Raw genomic sequence first — 18294 nt, 5'->3', positions numbered from 1 at the left:
TTATAAAATTTGAGCTTTCGGCAGTTGAAACACAGATATTTTTAAGACTTTTGCAAACTCTAAATAAAGCTGTTACCAAAAGGCAATCATCAACACCATGACGCATCAGGAGCATAAGATTCTGCGCATTTTCAAATTCCGCCGGGTTATCATTCCGGTACTATTAGGGCTGGGTGTGGTGGCTTTTCTGGTGTTTCGCGACTTCGACCCGGAGCCATTCTACAAAATCCGCTGGACCTACTATTCATCGCTGTGGATATTTATAGCCATACTGATGATGGTAACGCGCGACGTTGCCTACATGTATCGCATAAGGCTGCTCACCGACAAGCAACTGTCGTGGCGGCGTGCATTTGATGTAATTATGCTTTGGGAGTTTGCCTCTTCGGTAACGCCGAGCGTGGTGGGAGGATCGGCGGCGGCGCTGTTTATCGTCAGCAAGGAAGGCATCAGCCCGGGGCGCTCTACGGCCATAGTAATGATCACTGCGCTGCTCGACGAACTGTTTTATATCACCATGGTTCCGGTGATCTTTCTTTTGGTTGGGGCTCGTACTCTTTTCACCAGCGCCAAGAGTTACCTTTTTATGAATACGCAACTGGGTGTGGAGGGCATCTTTTTGTTGGGATACATTTTCATTGTGGCGCTTACTGCCATCATCTCTTACGGTGTGTTTATCCGTCCGCGTGGCTTCAAATGGATTTTGCTCAGGGTCTTTAAATTGCCGTTTTTGCGCAAGTGGCGTCCCAAGGCTGGTGAAGCCGGCGACGACATCATCACTACCTCACACGAGATGCGCGGCAAACCCATTCTTTTCTGGTTCAGAGCCTACCTGTCGACGTTCATCTCCTGGACAGCGCGCTTCTGGGTAGTAAATTTCCTTATCATGAGCGTTACGCCGGTGAGCCAGCATCTGCTCATCTATGCACGTCAGCTGGTGATGTGGGTAATTCTGCTCATCAGTCCTACACCCGGCAGCAGTGGCGTGGCCGAATACCTCTTCTCCGACTTCCTGGGCGACTTTATTCCCATCGGCCTCACAGTAGTGCTGGCTTTACTTTGGCGTGTCGTGAGCTATTATCCCTATATCTTCATCGGCGCCATTGTCCTCCCCAATTGGGTAAAACGTGTGTTTAATCTGAAGTGATTTTTATTTAGGGAATGGGTTTTCAGGACGGATGTTTGGAGGAGGTTGTACCTCGTCCGTTCTATTCTTACAGGCTTGGCCTGTTTTCCTTCCACAACGATTTCATAAAAAAGCAGGCACAGTCTGCTAGAATAGATGCAGCTTAGGCCAAGCCTAAGCTGCACTTCAGCGTTTCATCTGAAGTAATCGGGGCTCGGAACAGTTGTTTGGACAAGACGGGTGTTTTGGCAAGACGGGTGTTTGGACGAGGTTGTACCTCGTCCGTTCTATTCTTACAGGCTTAGCCTGTATTTATTGCACATTGGATTCATAAAAAGGAGCAGGCACAGTCTGCTAGAATAGATGCAGCTTAGGCCAAGCCTAAGCTGCACTTCTGCGTTTCATTTGAAGTAATCGGGGTTTGGAATAACTGTTTTGACAAGACGGGCGTTTTGGCGAGACGGTTGTTTGGACGAGGTTGTACCTCGTTTGTTCTATTTTTACAGGCTTAGCCTGTTTTCATCGTACAACGATTTCATGAAAAGGCAGGCACAGCCTGCAAGAATATATGCAGCTTAGGCTCAGCCTAAGCTGAACGGCTTTTAAACTATTAATTAAAAAAGCAGACTTTTAGCCATCTGAAGTTTTTTATTTAATGCCTGATTTTATTAATTGGTAAATTCTGATAAATTTGCCATTAACATTTTAAAATCAAATCTATATGTCTTCAGGTTACAGGATATCAGACCAGAATAAAACCTACTTTCTTACATTTCAAATTGTCGGTTGGGTTGATCTTTTTACACGTAAAGTCTATCGTGACATTGTAATTGATAGCCTGAAATTTTGTCAAGAGAAAAAAGGACTTAACCTTTTTGCTTATGTGATCATGTCGAATCATATGCATCTTTTAGCGCAAAGTGAAAATGATGACCTGAGTGGTATTATCAGAGATTTTAAAAGATTCACGAGTAGGCAGTTCATTGATTTTATTGAAAATGGTAGCGAAAGCCGAAGAGATTGGTTGAGGGTAGTTTTTGCATATCACGGCATGCTAAAGAGCAATCAGGAAAATCAAATATGGACACACGAAAACCACGCTGAGCTGATTTATAGTCAAAAGTTCATCGAACAGAAGGTTAACTATATCCATAACAATCCGGTTAAGAGTGGGATTGTCGTAAAGCCCGAAGACTATCTTTATTCAAGTGCAAGGAATTATGCCGATTTAGAATCGGTGATTGATGTAATTAAAGTGGACTTTATCTGGAAAACCTACTGATGGTTAATAGAAGTTCTGGTGGTGGCTTGAGCGTGACGGGTGTTTGTACGGTTGTATAGGATTGGTGTTTAGACGAGGTTGTACCTCGTCCGTATTATTTTTACAGGCTTAGCCTGTTTTCATCACACAATGATTTTATAAAAAAGCAGGCACAGCCTGCAAGAATAGATGCAGCTTAGGCCAAGCCTAAGCTGAACATCGGGTTTGGACGGACGTTTTGGCAAGATGGGTGTTTGGACGAGGTTGTACCTCGTCCGTTCTATTCTTACAGGCTTAGCCTGTTCTCTTCCACCACGATATGCAGGCACAGCCTGCAGGAATAGATGCAGCTTAGGCCAAGCCTAAGCTGAACTTCAGCGTTTCATCTGAGACCTTTCATTAAAAAAACAAAAAAAGCCCACCGGAATCATTACTTTCGCCGCGGATATTTCTGAATAACATTCTTACTTTATGAAAACTACCTCCTGGCTGGTTGCGCTATGCCTGGTGTGGATGAGTGCAGCAGGGCAAATCCCGTCCGGATATTACAACGATGCTGCTAATCTGCACGGCGAAGCACTCAAATCGGCATTGCACAACATAATTAATGCGCACCACGAAATCAATTACGAAACTGTGAAAACTGCCTTGAAGAATCTCGACGAAGATCCACAGGATCAATCGTTGATCATGCTTATCTACAAAGGTATCTCCATTCCCAAAACTGATTTCAACAGTGGTGTCGATGGCTGGAACCGTGAGCATCTGTGGCCACAGTCGCATGGTGGTTTCGGCACCTCCAACGGTCCCGGCACCGATCTGCATGCCTTGCGACCTGCTGATGTCACCGTCAACACCAGCCGAGGCAACAAAGACTTCGACAATGGCGGTACGCCGCACCATGAAGCCATCGGCTGCTACGCCACCACCCACACATGGGAACCGCGCGACGCCGTGAAAGGCGACATAGCCCGCGCCATTTTTTATATGAGCACGCGCTACGAAGGCGGCGCGCCCGGCGAACCTGACCTCGTAATTATGGACAACATAACGGGCACTTCATCCAACGGCTTTGGATATCTGGGCGTTTTATCTACCCTCGTCGAATGGAATACCGCCGATCCCGTGGATGCTGCCGAGGCGGAACGCAACGAAACTATCTACAGCCTCTATCAGTACAACCGCAACCCGTTTGTCGATCATCCCGAATTTGTCGATGCCATCTGGGGCGACGGCGTGGTGCCTGAACCCGCAAATTATGCTACCGGATTTTCAACGCAAACCATCACTTTGCAGTGGAAAGATGCTGGCGGCGACGTGCTGCCTGCCGGATATCTGGTGCGCATGAGCGACCTCGGTTTCGACGACATCGTGAATCCGCAAAACGGAGTCGCTTTCGCCAACAATTTTTTTGACAAAAATGTAGCCTATGGCATAGGAAAGTGCATCTTTGGTGAGCTTAATTCCGGACAGCGTTATTATTTCAAAATCTTTGGCTACACCGGAAGTGGCGCCGACATCCGCTACAAAACTGGCTCTGGCGTGCTGCATGTGGATAAGGTGGCGCAATAAAATTCCAAATTACAAAGGTCAAAAGGCAAATAAGTTCCAAAAGGACAAAAGGCAAATAAATCCCAAAAGGACAAATCACAAATAAGTTCCAAAAGAGAAAATTTCAAATAAGTTTTACAAAAAACAGCCGTCGGCGGGCGGTGTAAATATTCATTAGCATGAAAAAAACAGCGCTACACTTTCTCGTTTTTCTGGCAATATTTTGCGTGCAGCCATTGCTACATGCACAGCCACCAGCGGGCTATTATAATACAGCTAACGGAAAAGCGGGCGCTGAATTAAAAACTGCCCTCTATAATGTCATCAAAGGTCACACGATGAAATCTTATGACTATTTGTGGACAGCTTTCCAAACCACTGATAAAGGAATCGACGGAAAAGTATGGGACATGTATTCCAATTGCTCCTTTACTTTTGTCACCAACCAGTGTGGTAATTACTCTAACGAATGCGATTGCTACAACCGTGAACACTCGTTTCCCAAAAGCTGGTTCGGTAATACTTCGCCTATGAACACCGACTTGTTTCATCTGGTACCCACCGATGGCAAAGCAAATGGCATGCGCGGTAATTATCCTTTTGGCGAAGTAATGTCGGCTACCTGGATTTCCGGCAACGGTAGCAAACTCGGGCCATGTAGCGTGCCTGAATATGTTGGAAAAACTGTGTTTGAGCCCATCGATGAATACAAAGGTGACTTTGCCCGCAACTATTTTTACATGGCTACCCGATACGAAAATGTAATTGCTACTTGGAGTAGTGATGTGCTATTGCATAATAGTTTCCCGGTTTACGAAGAATGGTTTTTGAATATGCTGGGCGAATGGCACGAAAACGATCCGGTTTCCGATAAAGAAATCGCTCGCAACAATGCCATCTATGCTATTCAACACAATCGCAACCCATTTATCGACCATCCGGAGTTTGTGTATGAAATATGGGGCGTAGGATTAGGTCTGGCGCCAGAACCTGAGCAGCATGCGAGCAACTTCTCGGCGCATTGCATTACCCTCAGTTGGACGGATGCTACCGGAATCACCAAGCCCGACGGCTACCTGGTACGCATGAGCAGCACGGGTTTTGAAAATATCGACATACCTGTGGATGGCATTTCTGTAACCGATGACTCTGACAACATCAACGTCGATTATGGCGTGGGTACCTGCACCTTTGGCTCACTTACGCCCGACGCCACTTATTATTTCAAAATATTCGGCTACACCGGCAGTGGCACTACCATCGACTACAAAACCGATGAAGGCGTGCAGCAGGTGAGCATAAAAGCCAGATAAATTCCTGTTCATAAACAGGAAAACCAGGTGGCTGAGCCTGTCGAAGCCAGCCTGTCGAAACCGTCGAAGCCCGTTGTTGTGGTGGTTGAGCGTCGGTTGGTGAGCGTCGGTTGGTGAGCGTCGGTTGGTGAGCGTAGTCGAACCAAGTCGAACCAAGTCGAACCAAGTCGAACCAAGCCAGCCCGTTTGGAAGGGTGTTCGGAATGGGTGTTCGGAATGGGTGTTTGGACGTGGTTGTACCTCGTCTGTTTTATTTCTACAGGCTTAGCCTGTTTTCCTTACACAAAGATTTATAAAAAAAGCAGGCTAAGCCTGTGAAAATTCATGCAATTATATTTTCTCAAGCTAAAGCCTGCGGCAATTCAAAAGGAAATTGTATTTTTGAACCCAAAACAAACCACACGGCAAAATAAATTTAATACACCTTGCGCTTTTGCGCTGGGCAAAAACATGCAAAACCCTGCTACTTATGCTCAATGAATCATTAATACACAAGACGCTAAAAACTTTAGCCCGGCTTCCTCATGATAAAGTGCGCGAAGTAGCTGATTTTGCCGACTTCATTCATAAAAAATACGAGGAAGAAGTTTTGCAAAAGGGAATCGAAAAACTGGTGAGCCAATCAAAAACCTACGATTTTTTAAAGAATGAAGAAAACCTCTATTCTGTCGAAGATTTAAAAGAAAAATACTGATGCAGAAAGGAGACATTGTTCTTATTCCGTTTCCTTTTACCGATTTATCAGGTAAAACCAACCGACCAGCCCTGGTGCTTGTAGACGGCGAAATGGACTTAACTTTAGCTTTTATCTCCACACAGCTAAAGTGGAAGGACGAAACCGACATCGTTTTAAAACCTTCTGTCAGAAACGGGCTTAAAAAAGAATCGCTCATCAGGCTTTCAAAAATTGCAACCATTGATAAGCTACTTGCCATTGGCTTATTGGGAAAAACAGATAGTAAGGTTTTGAAACAGATTAATAATAACCTGATAAAACTCTTTAAACTTGACGAATAAATAATTCAGTGTTCATTGTTAAATGAAACCGAAATCTCAAAACAATTTCAGTTTTCGCTCAGCGAACTTGAAACAGTTCTTGAAGGAGTTTGAATAGAAACAACATTACGTCTTAGGGCTCCGGTGACTGCGGTGGTTGAGCGTAGTCGAAACCAGCGTAGTTGAAGTCCGGTGACTGTTGTGGATCTGGTGGCTGCGGTGGCTGAGCTTGTCGAAGTCAGCCTGTCGAAGCCAGCGTCGGCTGGTGAGCGTCGGCTGGCGAGCGTCGGTTGGTGAGCGTCGGTTGGTGAGCGTCGGTTGGTGAGCGTCGGTTGGTGAGCGTCGGTTGGTGAGCGTAGTCGAACCAAGTCGAACCAAGTCGAACCAAGTCGAACCAAGTCGAACCAAGTCGAACCAAGTCGAACCAAGTCGAACCAAGTCGAACCAAGCCGAAACCAAACCAAACCAGCCCAGGGAAATATAATCACAAAGCTTGTTAACAATCATGGTTTTGGAACAACATAATAGTTAGTTTTGTAGGCTATGATCTAAAAACAGATTTCTTAGAGCGCCTGGTTTCATCTTTTGAAATAACAACAACAAAACAAATCTCATAAACACAAACTTCTAAAATTTTAAATTTATGAAACAAATACTACGATTAACAACAACACTCATCGTGCTGCTCTTTTTGGGCGGGAGTGCCTGGGGGCAGACGACTTACACACATGAGATAACCAGCCAAACCTGGACAGCGTATGATACAGAAATCCTAAGCGGTATTGATTGGACTGCTGCTGCCACTGGTGGTGCGTATTGGGGCTATTTGGCTGCAAAAGGACAACAATTTGGATCTAAGAATTCTCCTGCAACTGCGCTTTCTTTGTCGACATCTAGTTTTCCTGGCACCATAACTTCAGTAAAGGTCTCCACTTCCGGTGCTGCCAGCATTGTTAGTACAGTATCTGTTTCTGTTGGAGGAAGTGCTTTTTCACCTGCAAGTTACTCTTTGACGGATGCAAACGTAGAATATTCGTTTACGGGATCGGGGTCGGGCGAAGTATTGATAACTTGGACTCCCACAACCCCCAAAGCGCTTTATTTAAAGAAATTGGAAGTCACTTATAGCGTAGGCCCGCCACCTCCAACCATAACAGTTAATCCAATCTCGCTCTCCGGCTTCACCTATGTTATAGGCTCAGGCCCATCAGCAGAGCAAACTTTCACGGTGGCAGGTAGTAATCTTGATGTGGATATTTCAATTGCAGCACCCGCTGACTATGAAATTTCTGAAACATCAGGTAGTGGCTACACCAGCCCGATTACACTCACACAAGCTAGTGGAGTGGTTTCCTCAACAACTATTTATGTCCGCCTAAAAGCTGGATTATCTGCCGGAGATTATAACGATGAAGTAATTACTGCTTCATCTGCCGGAGCTACTGCGCAAACTGTAACGTGCAGCGGAGACGTTACTGCCCCACCTGCACCGGATGCTCCCCTTGCAACAGATGCAACATCTGTTGGCGTAAACGGCTTTACAGCAAACTGGAATGCAGTTTCAGGTGCAACAGGATACAATCTTGATGTTTATTCATCAACAGGTGGTGCTTTAACCTTAGAAGAAGGATTTGATGGTGGGACAACAGAACCTGAAGGTTGGACTTTTACTGGAGTTGGTACTTATACTACTGCAGCAAGTTCTGGAATTGCTATACCTTCTTTGAAATTTGATAGTAGTGGTGATAACGTACTAACTCCAATTTTAGCCAGCGCTGCTACTTCATTAAGTTTTTGGATCAAAGGCCAGACAACAGATGCTATTAGTGCACTATTGGTAGAAGGTTTCGATGGAACAGATTGGGTAATGATGGAAAATATTGTACCCCTACCTACAACCGGAACTACTATAACATACAATAGTTCCTCAACACCTGCATTACCTTCTGATTTAATTCAGTTCAGGTTTACTTACACTAAATCCGCAGGAAACTTAGCTTTTGATGATGTCTCGATTTCTTACGGTGGTGCGGTTTCATTTGTTTCTGGTTATGAAAATCTGGATGTTGGCAACGTAACATCATACGCAGTTACTGATCTTGACGCTGCTACTACCTATTATTATGTTGTACGTGCCACCAATGCAAATGGCACCAGCGCAAATTCCAACGAGATAATGGTAACAACCACCGGTGGAAATCAAAATCCGGTAATCACAAACATTGTTCAGACACCAGCTACCGGCATTACCTCATCAACAACGGTCAGCGTATCGGCTGATGTTACTGATAGTGATGGAACAGTTGAAGGTGTTGAATTACATTGGGGAACAACTTCAGGAAGTTTGGGCACAACTATTTCAATGACAAATACTAGTGGTGATACTTTCAAGACAGTTACCGATATTCCAGCCCAATCGAATGGAGTGACTGTGTATTATGTGGTTTATGCTCTTGATAATGATGCTGACGATGCAACTTCACCTGAACAAAGTTATACCGTAACCGATCCCGTGATTGAGCCAACAAATCATCCCTCCGGTTTTGAAGCTGAAGCCAGCTCAAGCAGGACAATTATAGTTATTTGGAAAGATGCTGTTCCTGCGGCAGCCGGATATCTTATTAAAGGTAGCGCCACGAGTTATGAGGACATTGTTGACCCAGCTGATGGCACGCCCGAAAACGATGCCCTGCTGGTGCAAAACATTCCCACAGGCGATGAAATACATGAGTTTACCGGGTTGTCTGCTTCAACGCAGTATTTCTTTAAAATTTATCCTTACAATGGATCAGGCGCGGAAATCAATTATAAAACCGATGGGAATGTGCCGCAGGCTGAAGCAACAACAGACGACGCTCCGCCTGCACCCAAAGTATTTTTCTCTGAATACCTTGAAGGAAGTAGTAACAACAAAGCCCTTGAGATCTATAACGGAGAAGCTACAAGCATCGATTTATCTGATTTTACCGTTAATCTTTACTCTAATGGGGGATTAATACCAAAATACACATGGACAGGAACAACAACTCTTGCCAGCGGCCAGACTTTTATAATCTACAATGCTGGTGCAGATCCAGCCATAATTGCAAAAGGTGATGTTTCTAATACAGTAACCTACTTTAACGGTGATGATGCAATCGAGCTTGTGTATGACGGAATCTCAATTGATGTGATTGGAATTATTGGAGAGAGGCCTGTACCTGCATGGGATGTTGCAGGCACTACTAATGCTACTTTAGATTATACACTTGTAAGAAAATTATCTGTCACCAGCGGGAACACTGATTGGGCAAGCTCTTCCGGAACCGATGCAAATAATTCGGAGTGGATTGTCTTTGACATAGATCATTTTTATAATCTTGGTGTTTTCGGAGCGGGATGGTCAGGAGCAGAAAGTAATGACTGGAATGCTGCAGGAAATTGGGATGTTCAAATTCCCTCAGCAACTGTTAATGCATTGATAAATGAATCAGCTACATATTATCCAACCATTGCTGCTGCAGAAACATGCAATAGTTTGATTATAGAAAATGGTGCTACACTTCTTGGAGGCGAAAACCTCACCATCAGCGGGTCAACATTCTTCAAGAAAGCAATTACCGGCTACAGTGCTATCGGTGCTCCCGATGGCTGGTATGCCATTGCACCTCCTGTTGCTGGTCCCATCGCTTCATCCAACTTTGCTCCCATTGCAGACGAAGATGACTTCTACGTTTACGATCAGACTACAAATTACTGGCTTAACTACCACGATACGTCTAACCCACCAGAACTTTTCGATAATTTCGATCCGGGCACAGGATATCTTGTTGCTTACGCCATTGCCAATGCCGGAATTAAAAATGCCAAGGGCACGCTCAATGCAGCCGCTTCCTATAGCCCAACGCTTTCCAATTCCAACACCGGCTGGAACCTGATAGGCAACCCATACCCATCCAAAGTTACCTGGGCTGATGTAACCAATACAACAGTTTCGTCGCCCAAGGTGATGAACCCCACCAACGGAGCATGGGAAGACATGGGGTCAGAACTCGACGTAGCACAAGGTATTTTTGTATATGCTGAGGATGGGACATCTTCTCTTACCTTCAAAACAGCCGATCAAACACACGGCAGCAATGGTCTGAAGTCAGCCGTAGCACAGCTTACAGTAGAAGCCCGCTTTGCCGACAACCTGGCCGTGAAGCTGCTGCTGCAAACAAATCAGGAAGCATCCACCAATTATGAATGGCAACACGATGCCCGCTATTTCTATCCCGTCACTACCATTCCTTACCTCTGTGCCACCACCGACGATGAGGTGTGGGTTTCCAAATATGTTTTCAGTCCTAATGGCCAAACCACCATTATACCGGTGCGTTTCACCGTTCAGGAATCACAAAACATCACTTTTGCTGTCGATGGTTTTGTTAAAGAGGCTGGCATCACAAGCCTGACGCTCGAAGATGCTTTTGCCAATAAGTTTACGGAGTTGTCAGCTGGTGAAACCTACAGCTTCATTGCCGATCCTTCCGACGATCCGATGCGCTTTAAGCTTCATGCAGTTACTACCACTGGCATCATCGATGGCTCTAGTGAGGGAATGAACATTTATGCAAATGGCAGCAGCCTCTACCTCAGCAGCGAAAAGGCACTAGACGCCCAGGTGGAAATGTACAACGTCACCGGACAGAAAGTTTTTGCTAAAAACGTTTTGATGGATGGTCTGACACAAGTCAACGCCAACCTCACCATCGGCTGGTACATCGTGAAAGTGAGCACCCAGGAAGGCATTGCCACACAGAAAGTTTTTATTCAGGCTAACTAATAACCCATAAAAAGACATTAGATATGAAAAATTTCATCAACATATTCAGGATTTCACTGGTGGCACTGGTCATCAGTTTCGCAGTACCTCTGTTCGGACAAAACGGTAACCCTCCTCCTCCTCCGGGAGGACATGGCGGTAATACCAACGTTCCCGGCGGTGGGGCACCCATAGGCGAAGGCCTGCTGGTGCTCGCCACGCTGGCCGCAGCTTACGGAGTACGCAAATGGAAAAGTGGAAAAACTGAGCAGGAAGACTAACTTTGAAGGAAATCATGCTATTTTTAGCCAAAGAATTTGAATAATGAAAAAGGCTCGAATAGCTTGTAATAAGTTTTGGCCTGTAAAGGCTTCAGCTCAATGATATCTTTTGACTACCAGTAACAAACTTAGCCCGCTCTGCCGCCAAGGCAAAGCGGGCTTTTTTATTATCGACGGAAAGTCACCCCGTGAATAACTCCGGGCGGTTGGTATGCAGATAAAAGTAGCTGTTTCAGGTTCAGACATGATTCACGGGGTGACTACCGTTTGGAATTTGAAAAGTCACGCCGTGAATAACGCCAGGCGAGCGGAAAAAGGTTTGGAATAATGTTCCATGCTCAGGCAGCATTCACGGTATGACTGCCGCCGGAAACTGAAAAGTCACACCGTGAATAACGCCAGGCGAGCGGATAAAGGTTTGGAATATTGTTCTATGCTCGGACAGCATTCACGAAGTGACTAACGCCTGGAGGATAAGTCACCCGGTGATTAACGCCAGGCGAGCGGATAAAGGTTTGGAATTTTGTTCTATGCTCGGACAGCATTCACGGTGTGACTGCCGCCGGAAATGAAAAGTCACGCCGTGAATATCGCCAGGCGAGCCGATGGAGGTTTGGGATTTTGTTCCACGCTCAGACAGCATTCACCGGGTGACTCATGGAAGAATTGAGAAATTGTGTAATAATAAGTCAATCGGCAGCTAAAGCATTCTATTGTTTGAGGCGAGTGAACGTTAAAAACCAAAATGTTACCAAAACAAAAAGCCACCCCTGAAGAGGTGGCTTTTGTGTGGGAGTTACTGGATTCGAACCAGTGGCCCTCTGCTTGTAAGGCAGATGCTCTGAACCGACTGAGCTAAACTCCCATAATTTTTCTGAACTGTTCCCCGTAAACGGAGTGCAAAGATATTTCTTTTCTAATTTCTGCCAAGCAAATAGTGAAAATTATTTTTGCAAAAAAAAACGGAGACCCGAAAGCCTCCTCTTATAGAGCCACCCAAGGGACTCGAACCCTCGACCCGCGCATTACGAATGCGCTGCTCTACCAACTGAGCTAAGGTGGCAAAATGATTTCAAGCCGCGAAAATAGAACTTTTCCTTTTGCCCACTCAAAAATGTAGGATTTTATAAAAGGATAAATGAATAGTCCGCGAATTCCCGCCAATTAAATGAATACTTTGATAAAACCACCGTCCGCGAATTACCGCCAATGGAGCGAATTTCCGCTAATTTTTAATAACCACAATAAACGCCACCGACGCGTAAAAGGAACAAGGGATGGGTTTTAATGGTCTTTTCTACAAGTGCCTTCCAATTTCTATCTACTCCTTACTACTTCCCTTTTCTCACCTCTCATCTCTCACTTCTCCCCTCTCATCTCTCACATCTCCCCTCTCATCTCTGACTTCTTTCTTCTTCCCAACTTCTAACCGCTACCCGCTTCCTTCTAAACATTCACCTATTTTTGCACCTGATTTCTTTTTGATATTTTCATTTTAATACAAAAACTATGATCAGCTTTTTTAGGCAGGACGATAAAGTGTATGCGCTCGAATCTTCGGCAGCGCTCACTTCTGATGATATTAAAAAATTAACCTGGCTGCTTGGCGGCGCATTGCTCGTTGAGGAGGATGTTGTGAAGGGAAGTTTCACAGGGCCACGCAAAGAGATGATCACGCCCTGGAGTACCAACGCGGTGGAGATAGCCCGCAACATGGGCATCGCGAGCCTGCAGCGGATGGAGGTGTTTACAGTTGCTACGTCTAATCAGCCAGCCTACGATCCGATGCTTTCGGCGCACTACCGGCAGCTCGACCAGCAGCTCTTCAGCATCAACCGCGCTCCGGATTCCATAAAAGCTATCCACGATATTGCCACCTTTAATACAAAAGAAGGTCTGGCGCTTAGCGATGAAGAAGTGGAATATCTCAACGAGCTTAGCCGACGCCTGGGACGCACGCTCACCGACAGCGAGGTTTATGGCTTTGCGCAAGTCAATTCCGAGCACTGTCGGCACAAGATTTTTAATGGCACTTTTATCATCGATGGAAAGGAGATGCCCGACTCGCTATTTTCGTTGATACGAAAAACCTCTGCCGCAAATCCCAACAAGATTGTATCGGCCTACAAAGACAACGTTGCTTTTGTGCGTGGCCCTGCCATCGTTCAGTTTGCGCCTGCGCATCAGGATACCGCTGCCTTTTTTGAGCTCAGCGATCGACAATCAGTGATTTCACTTAAAGCCGAGACGCACAACTTTCCTACTACAGTAGAGCCTTTCAACGGCGCTGCCACCGGAACGGGCGGCGAGATCCGCGACCGCATGGCCGGCGGCATCGGCAGCATGCCTTTGGCCGGCACTGCTGTGTACATGACTAGCTATCCGCGTTTGGAAGCTGCCCGCCAGTGGGAGCAACAAAACCCGGAGCGATCCTGGCTTTATCATCCACCCATCGATTTGCTGATAAAAGCTTCTAATGGCGCCAGCGACTTCGGCAACAAGTTTGGCCAGCCCCTTATCTGCGGAAGCGTGCTTACTTTTGAACACATCGGCGAGAAGCAAAAATATGGTTATGATAAGATGATTATGCTGGCCGGTGGTATTGGCTACGGATATGAGAAAGATGCCTTGAAAAATGTTCCTGAACCGGGCGATGCCGTGGTGGTGCTCGGTGGCGACAACTACCGCATCGGGATGGGCGGTGGTGCCGTTTCGTCGGTGGCTACCGGCGAGTTTGCCAATCAGATAGAGCTTAACGCCGTGCAGCGCTCCAATCCTGAGATGCAAAAGCGCGTTTATAACGCTTTGCGGGCTATGGCTGAAAAGGAGGACAATCCCATCGTAACCTTGCACGATCACGGTGCAGGTGGCCATCTGAACTGTCTCTCGGAGCTGGTCGAAGAATCAGGAGCCATCATTCACGTGGAGAAATTGCCTGTTGGCGATTCCACCCTTTCCGACAAAGAGATTATTGGCAACGAGTCGCAGGAGCGCATGGGGCTGGTGATCCGCAACTCCGACTTGAAGCTTTTGCAGGAAGTAGCACGGCGTGAACGCGCTCCCATTTATCAGGTGGGCGAAGTTACCGGCGACCATCGGCTCGTGTTTGCACGATCCTCACAGCCTCTTCATCCCATTGATCTTCATCTTACCGACTTTTTTGGCAAGCCTCCGCGTACCGTTCTCGAAGATACCCTGCAACCATTGCAATTTGAAGCGCTTTCCTATACCATTGATAAAATTGATGAATACCTCGAAGCGGTACTTCAGTTAGAGTCGGTGGCTTGCAAAGACTGGCTCACCAACAAAGTGGATCGTTCCGTTACCGGAAAGGTAGCGCTACAGCAATGTGCCGGAGAGCTGCAATTGCCGCTTAATAACTGCGGAGTGGCAGCTTTGAGTTACAACGATTTTCGCGGAGTGGCCACCTCCATTGGCCATGCTCCGGTGGCTTCGCTCATCAATCCCGTGCAGGGTGCCGTGCTTGCCATAGCCGAAGCGCTCACCAATATTGTGTGGGCACCCATCGAAGGAGGCCTCAAAGGCGTTTCGCTTTCGGCCAACTGGATGTGGCCGACGCGCAACCCCGGAGAGAATGCACGGCTTTATCAGGCGGTGGAAGCCGTTAGTAATTTCGCCATAAAACTCGGCATCAATATCCCCACCGGAAAGGATTCGCTCAGCATGACCCAGCGTTATCCCGACGGACAAAAAGTACTTTCGCCTGGCACTGTCATTATTTCGGCTGCAGCCGAAGTGAGCGATTTCCGAAAAGTAGTTAAGCCGGTTTTGATTCGGGAAGAAGCTACCGAGATCATTTGGGTAAGTTTTTCCAAATCGGCTTTTGCATTGGGTGGGAGCAGCTTTGCGCAAATATTAAATCAGCCGGGCACACAAACGCCTTTGGTGGCTGATCCTTCCTATTTTGCTACCGCTTTTGATGCTATCCAACAGCTCATCAATCAGCAAATGATTTTGGCTGGACACGATGTTTCTGCTGGCGGACTCATTACTACCTTGCTCGAAATGAACTTTGCCAATACTTCAGGCGGCTTGTCGGTAAATCTCAATAAGTTGGATGTGGACGATCTCATTCAGGTGCTTTTCAGCGAAAAGCCCGGTGTAATAATTCAGACCCGCCTTGACGATGAAGTAGCTGAACAACTGGCTGCGGTGGGAGTGGAGGCCATCCCGATTGGTCGCCCCATTGCCGAAAGGCAGCTCATCATCGATCATCTGATGCATTCCTATAATTTTGATATTGATTCGCTGCGCGATGTCTGGTACAAGAGTTCCTATCTGCTCGACCGTCATCAGTCCACGCCGGCCTTGGCGCTTGAGCGTTTCGGAAATTACAAACGCCAGCCGCTGAAATACCGGTTTATGGCTGGCTTTGAAGGAACGCTGCAACAATTTGGACTGGATGCGAATCGCCGAAAACCATCGGGAATACGGGCAGCCATCATCCGCGAGAAAGGCGTGAACGGCGACCGCGAAATGGCCTGGTCGATGTATCTGGCCGGGATGGACGTGAAGGATGTTCATACCACCGATCTGATCGAGGGACGCGAAACACTTCGCGACATTCATCTCATCGTTTTTGTGGGAGGGTTTTCTAATAGCGACGTACTTGGCGCCGGCAAAGGGTGGGCTGCTGCGCTACTTTACAACGAAAAAGCACGCCAGGCACTGCAGGATTTCTACGATCGCCCCGATACGCTAAGCCTTGGCGTTTGCAACGGTTGCCAGGTAATGACCGAGTTGGGCTTTATTTATCCAAATCATACACAGCATCCTAAAATGCTACACAATGCCTCCGGGAAATTTGAATCGGGATTTGTAAATGTAGAAATAGAAAACAACGACACGGTTATGCTCCGGTCGCTGGCAGGGTCGCGGCTTGGGATATGGGTGGCACATGGTGAGGGGAGGTTTTCCTTTCCGGAATCCGAAGCCAAATACAACATCCCGATGCGCTATTCGTACGATGAATATCCTGCCCACCCCAACGGATCACCTTATGCCGCCGCCGCCATTGCCTCCGACGACGGGCGCCATTTGGCCGTGATGCCGCACCTGGAGCGCAGCTTGCTACCCTGGCAGTGGGGACATTACCCATCCGATAGAACCAATGACGAGGTTACGCCCTGGATTGAAGCTTTTGTAAATGCACGGAAGTGGATTGAGGAAAAGAAAATCGCAACGATTTAGCTTGAGGTAATTGAAGCGGTTGCGGTGGCTGTGGTGGCTGCGGTGGCTGTGGTGGCTGAGCTTCGGTTGGTGAGCGTAGTCGAACCAGTCGAAGCCAGCTAATCGAAGCCAGCTTGTCAAAGGGAATCTTGTATTTCAGCCCCAAAGAGGCGACACCATTAGCATAACGCGTAGCGCTATGATTTGAAAGGAATTTGATTTTTTTAAGGCTCGATGGTAATTGTGGTATCCTCAAATACCACCTCGTCGCCTGAGCGCAGCTTGCATCGTCGCCTGAATTCCTGCTGGCCATTCACTTCCACCAGCCCATCATCGATGGCTTGCTTGGTATCACCGCCGGTATCCGTCAGTCCCATAAATTTTAGCAGCTTCATCAGCTCGATGTATTCCTGTCCGTTTAGTTGAAATGTCATTGTTCTATTTTTCCTATCATAACCTTTGCAAGCTGATTTTTATTTCAATACAAAAAACATAAAAGCTTTAGTTCCTAAACCATTTAGTCCAGCCTATTTGCTGTTTGATTCATCGCCGGATAGTCGGTGTAGCCCGTGGCGCCGCCATGATAAAAGGTAGCTTTTTCAGGTGCAGTCAGCGGTGCATTTATTCGCAGTCTTTCCACCAGGTCAGGATTGGAGATAAAAGGCTTGCCAAAAACGATAAGATCGGCATGACCTTCGTCAAGCATCCGGCGCGCACTCTCGCCGCTGTGGCCGCCGCACGAAAGCAAGGTTCCGCGATAGAGACTGCGATAATACGGCACAAAGCTCTTTTCAGCATTTTCGATGCGCTCTTCCGGCGTCATCTGTTCGCTAAGATGCAGGTAGGTCAGACGATATTCGTTTAGCTTTTCGATGATATAGCCAAACGTTTTTCGTGCATCAGAATCGAACAAACCGGGGCGGTAACCTTCGGGCGAAAGTCGCAAGCCCACCTTTTCGGGTGGCAGATATTTTAAGATTTCTTCGATTACTAAAAAGAGAAATTTGGAGCGGTTCGCAACAATGCCTCCAAACTCGTCGGTGCGGTGGTTGGTGCTGTCCATAATAAACTGATCGATGATGTAGGCATGTGCTCCATGGATTTCCACTCCGTCGAAACCAGCAGTCATGGCATTTTGTGCGGCCTGGCCAAAATCACGAATGGACTGGTAAATCTCCGAGGTCGTCATTGGTTTTGGTAATTCGTAAGGCAGCCGACCCTGTGGTGTGAGTACTTCGCCGGGAGGCTGAACAGCTGATGCCGACAACGGTAAATCACCATTAGGTTGCAGCAGCCGATGCGAAAAAGGTCCCACATGCCAGAGCTGAAGAAAAATCTTGCCACCAGCCTCATGGACGGTTTTGGTTACTATTTTCCAACCTTCAATTTGAGGCTGGCTATAGCATCCCGGCGAACCGCTGTAGCCATAACCTTGCGGCGAAACCTGGCTGCCCTCGCTTATGATCAATCCGGCAGTGGCGCGCTGTCGGTAATATTCAGCAATCAATTCATTGGCCGCCAGCTCAGGTTCTTCAGCACGACGACGGGTGAGTGGCGCCATCACAATACGATTGGCCAGAGTGGTTCCGGCCAGATTATATTTTTCAAAAAGCATCATTTTGTTTCTTATTTTAAAGTTAACAAGCACCAGTGGCGATGGTTCTGTTTATCTAAATTAAAATGTTTAAAGCTGGTTCGCTGGCTTCGACAGGCTCAGCCACCAACGCTCAACCACCTCAACCTAAGCTGTATTTATTCTTGCAGGCTAAGCCTGCTTTTTATGACACCGT

The 18294-nt window shown here is 46.9% G+C and carries 12 protein-coding genes and 2 tRNA genes; 9 read left to right on the top strand and 5 right to left on the bottom strand.

All coding sequences use genetic code 11. The features are described from left to right. Window positions 1-97 precede the first annotated feature (97 nt). From VFC92_11725 to VFC92_11700, 6 genes are all read left to right on the top strand, one after another. Window positions 98-1147, top strand: a complete 1050-nt coding sequence (locus tag VFC92_11725) for a lysylphosphatidylglycerol synthase transmembrane domain-containing protein (protein HZK08855.1) — start codon at window positions 98-100, stop codon at window positions 1145-1147. Window positions 1148-1847: 700 nt separating this feature from the next. After that, entirely contained in the window at window positions 1848-2408 is a 561-nt protein-coding gene (locus VFC92_11720; protein ID HZK08854.1) for a transposase, read from the top strand. A gap of 450 nt (window positions 2409-2858) precedes the next feature. Then, complete coding sequence (locus VFC92_11715) at window positions 2859-3959, top strand: endonuclease (protein HZK08853.1); 1101 nt, start codon at window positions 2859-2861, stop codon at window positions 3957-3959. A 158-nt stretch (window positions 3960-4117) separates the two neighbouring features. Next, a complete protein-coding gene (locus VFC92_11710; protein ID HZK08852.1) occupies window positions 4118-5251 on the top strand; it encodes an endonuclease in 1134 nt (377 codons plus the stop codon). Window positions 5252-5720: 469 nt separating this feature from the next. Next, complete coding sequence (locus VFC92_11705) at window positions 5721-5945, top strand: hypothetical protein (GenBank protein ID HZK08851.1); 225 nt, start codon at window positions 5721-5723, stop codon at window positions 5943-5945. Beyond that, window positions 5945-6268, top strand: a complete 324-nt coding sequence (locus VFC92_11700; GenBank protein ID HZK08850.1) for a type II toxin-antitoxin system PemK/MazF family toxin — start codon at window positions 5945-5947, stop codon at window positions 6266-6268. The genes VFC92_11705 and VFC92_11700 overlap by 1 nt, the downstream gene beginning before the upstream one ends. Window positions 6269-6485: 217 nt before the next feature. Here the strand turns inward: VFC92_11700 and VFC92_11695 are convergent, their stop codons facing one another. Next, window positions 6486-6635 (bottom strand): hypothetical protein, encoded by a 150-nt coding sequence (locus VFC92_11695; GenBank protein ID HZK08849.1) that lies wholly within the window; start codon window positions 6633-6635, stop codon window positions 6486-6488. Between the two features lie 255 nt (window positions 6636-6890). Between VFC92_11695 and VFC92_11690 the strand changes: the two genes are divergently transcribed. Both VFC92_11690 and VFC92_11685 read left to right on the top strand, forming a co-directional pair. Further along, window positions 6891-11054, top strand: coding sequence for a lamin tail domain-containing protein (locus VFC92_11690; protein HZK08848.1), 4164 nt, complete (start codon window positions 6891-6893; stop codon window positions 11052-11054). 23 nt (window positions 11055-11077) lie between these two features. Next, complete coding sequence (locus tag VFC92_11685; protein ID HZK08847.1) at window positions 11078-11314, top strand: hypothetical protein; 237 nt, start codon at window positions 11078-11080, stop codon at window positions 11312-11314. Window positions 11315-12104: 790 nt separating this feature from the next. Here the strand turns inward: VFC92_11685 and VFC92_11680 are convergent. Together VFC92_11680 and VFC92_11675 are read right to left on the bottom strand one after the other, a co-directional pair. Further along, a tRNA-Val gene (locus tag VFC92_11680) sits at window positions 12105-12179 on the bottom strand. Window positions 12180-12304: 125 nt separating this feature from the next. Then, window positions 12305-12377: transfer RNA gene (locus VFC92_11675), tRNA-Thr, on the bottom strand. A 446-nt stretch (window positions 12378-12823) separates the two neighbouring features. Here VFC92_11675 and purL point away from each other — a divergent pair. Further along, a complete protein-coding gene (purL, locus tag VFC92_11670) occupies window positions 12824-16525 on the top strand; it encodes a phosphoribosylformylglycinamidine synthase (GenBank protein HZK08846.1) in 3702 nt (1233 codons plus the stop codon). A 203-nt stretch (window positions 16526-16728) separates the two neighbouring features. Here purL and VFC92_11665 read toward each other — a convergent pair whose 3' ends face one another. Then, window positions 16729-16938: an RNA-binding S4 domain-containing protein gene (locus tag VFC92_11665; GenBank protein ID HZK08845.1), complete on the bottom strand. Its 210-nt coding sequence runs from the start codon at window positions 16936-16938 to the stop codon at window positions 16729-16731. 83 nt (window positions 16939-17021) lie between these two features. Next, on the bottom strand, window positions 17022-18122 hold the full coding sequence (locus VFC92_11660) for an alkene reductase (GenBank protein HZK08844.1): 1101 nt from the start codon (window positions 18120-18122) through the stop codon (window positions 17022-17024). Window positions 18123-18294: the final 172 nt, after the last annotated feature.

The organism is Bacteroidales bacterium (assembly GCA_035647615.1).
GTDB lineage: Bacteria > Bacteroidota > Bacteroidia > Bacteroidales > 4484-276 > SABY01.
This window is presented reverse-complemented; position numbering and strand designations above follow the sequence as displayed.

Coding starts and splice junctions, on each gene's coding strand:
- VFC92_11705 (HZK08851.1), top strand. CDS start 5,721: ATGCTCAATGAATCATTAATACACAAGACGCTAAAAACTTTAGCCCGG.
- purL (HZK08846.1), top strand. CDS start 12,824: ATGATCAGCTTTTTTAGGCAGGACGATAAAGTGTATGCGCTCGAATCT.
- VFC92_11685 (HZK08847.1), top strand. CDS start 11,078: ATGAAAAATTTCATCAACATATTCAGGATTTCACTGGTGGCACTGGTC.
- VFC92_11660 (HZK08844.1), bottom strand. CDS start 18,122: ATGATGCTTTTTGAAAAATATAATCTGGCCGGAACCACTCTGGCCAAT.
- VFC92_11665 (HZK08845.1), bottom strand. CDS start 16,938: ATGACATTTCAACTAAACGGACAGGAATACATCGAGCTGATGAAGCTG.
- VFC92_11720 (HZK08854.1), top strand. CDS start 1,848: ATGTCTTCAGGTTACAGGATATCAGACCAGAATAAAACCTACTTTCTT.
- VFC92_11715 (HZK08853.1), top strand. CDS start 2,859: ATGAAAACTACCTCCTGGCTGGTTGCGCTATGCCTGGTGTGGATGAGT.
- VFC92_11700 (HZK08850.1), top strand. CDS start 5,945: ATGCAGAAAGGAGACATTGTTCTTATTCCGTTTCCTTTTACCGATTTA.
- VFC92_11725 (HZK08855.1), top strand. CDS start 98: ATGACGCATCAGGAGCATAAGATTCTGCGCATTTTCAAATTCCGCCGG.
- VFC92_11690 (HZK08848.1), top strand. CDS start 6,891: ATGAAACAAATACTACGATTAACAACAACACTCATCGTGCTGCTCTTT.
- VFC92_11710 (HZK08852.1), top strand. CDS start 4,118: ATGAAAAAAACAGCGCTACACTTTCTCGTTTTTCTGGCAATATTTTGC.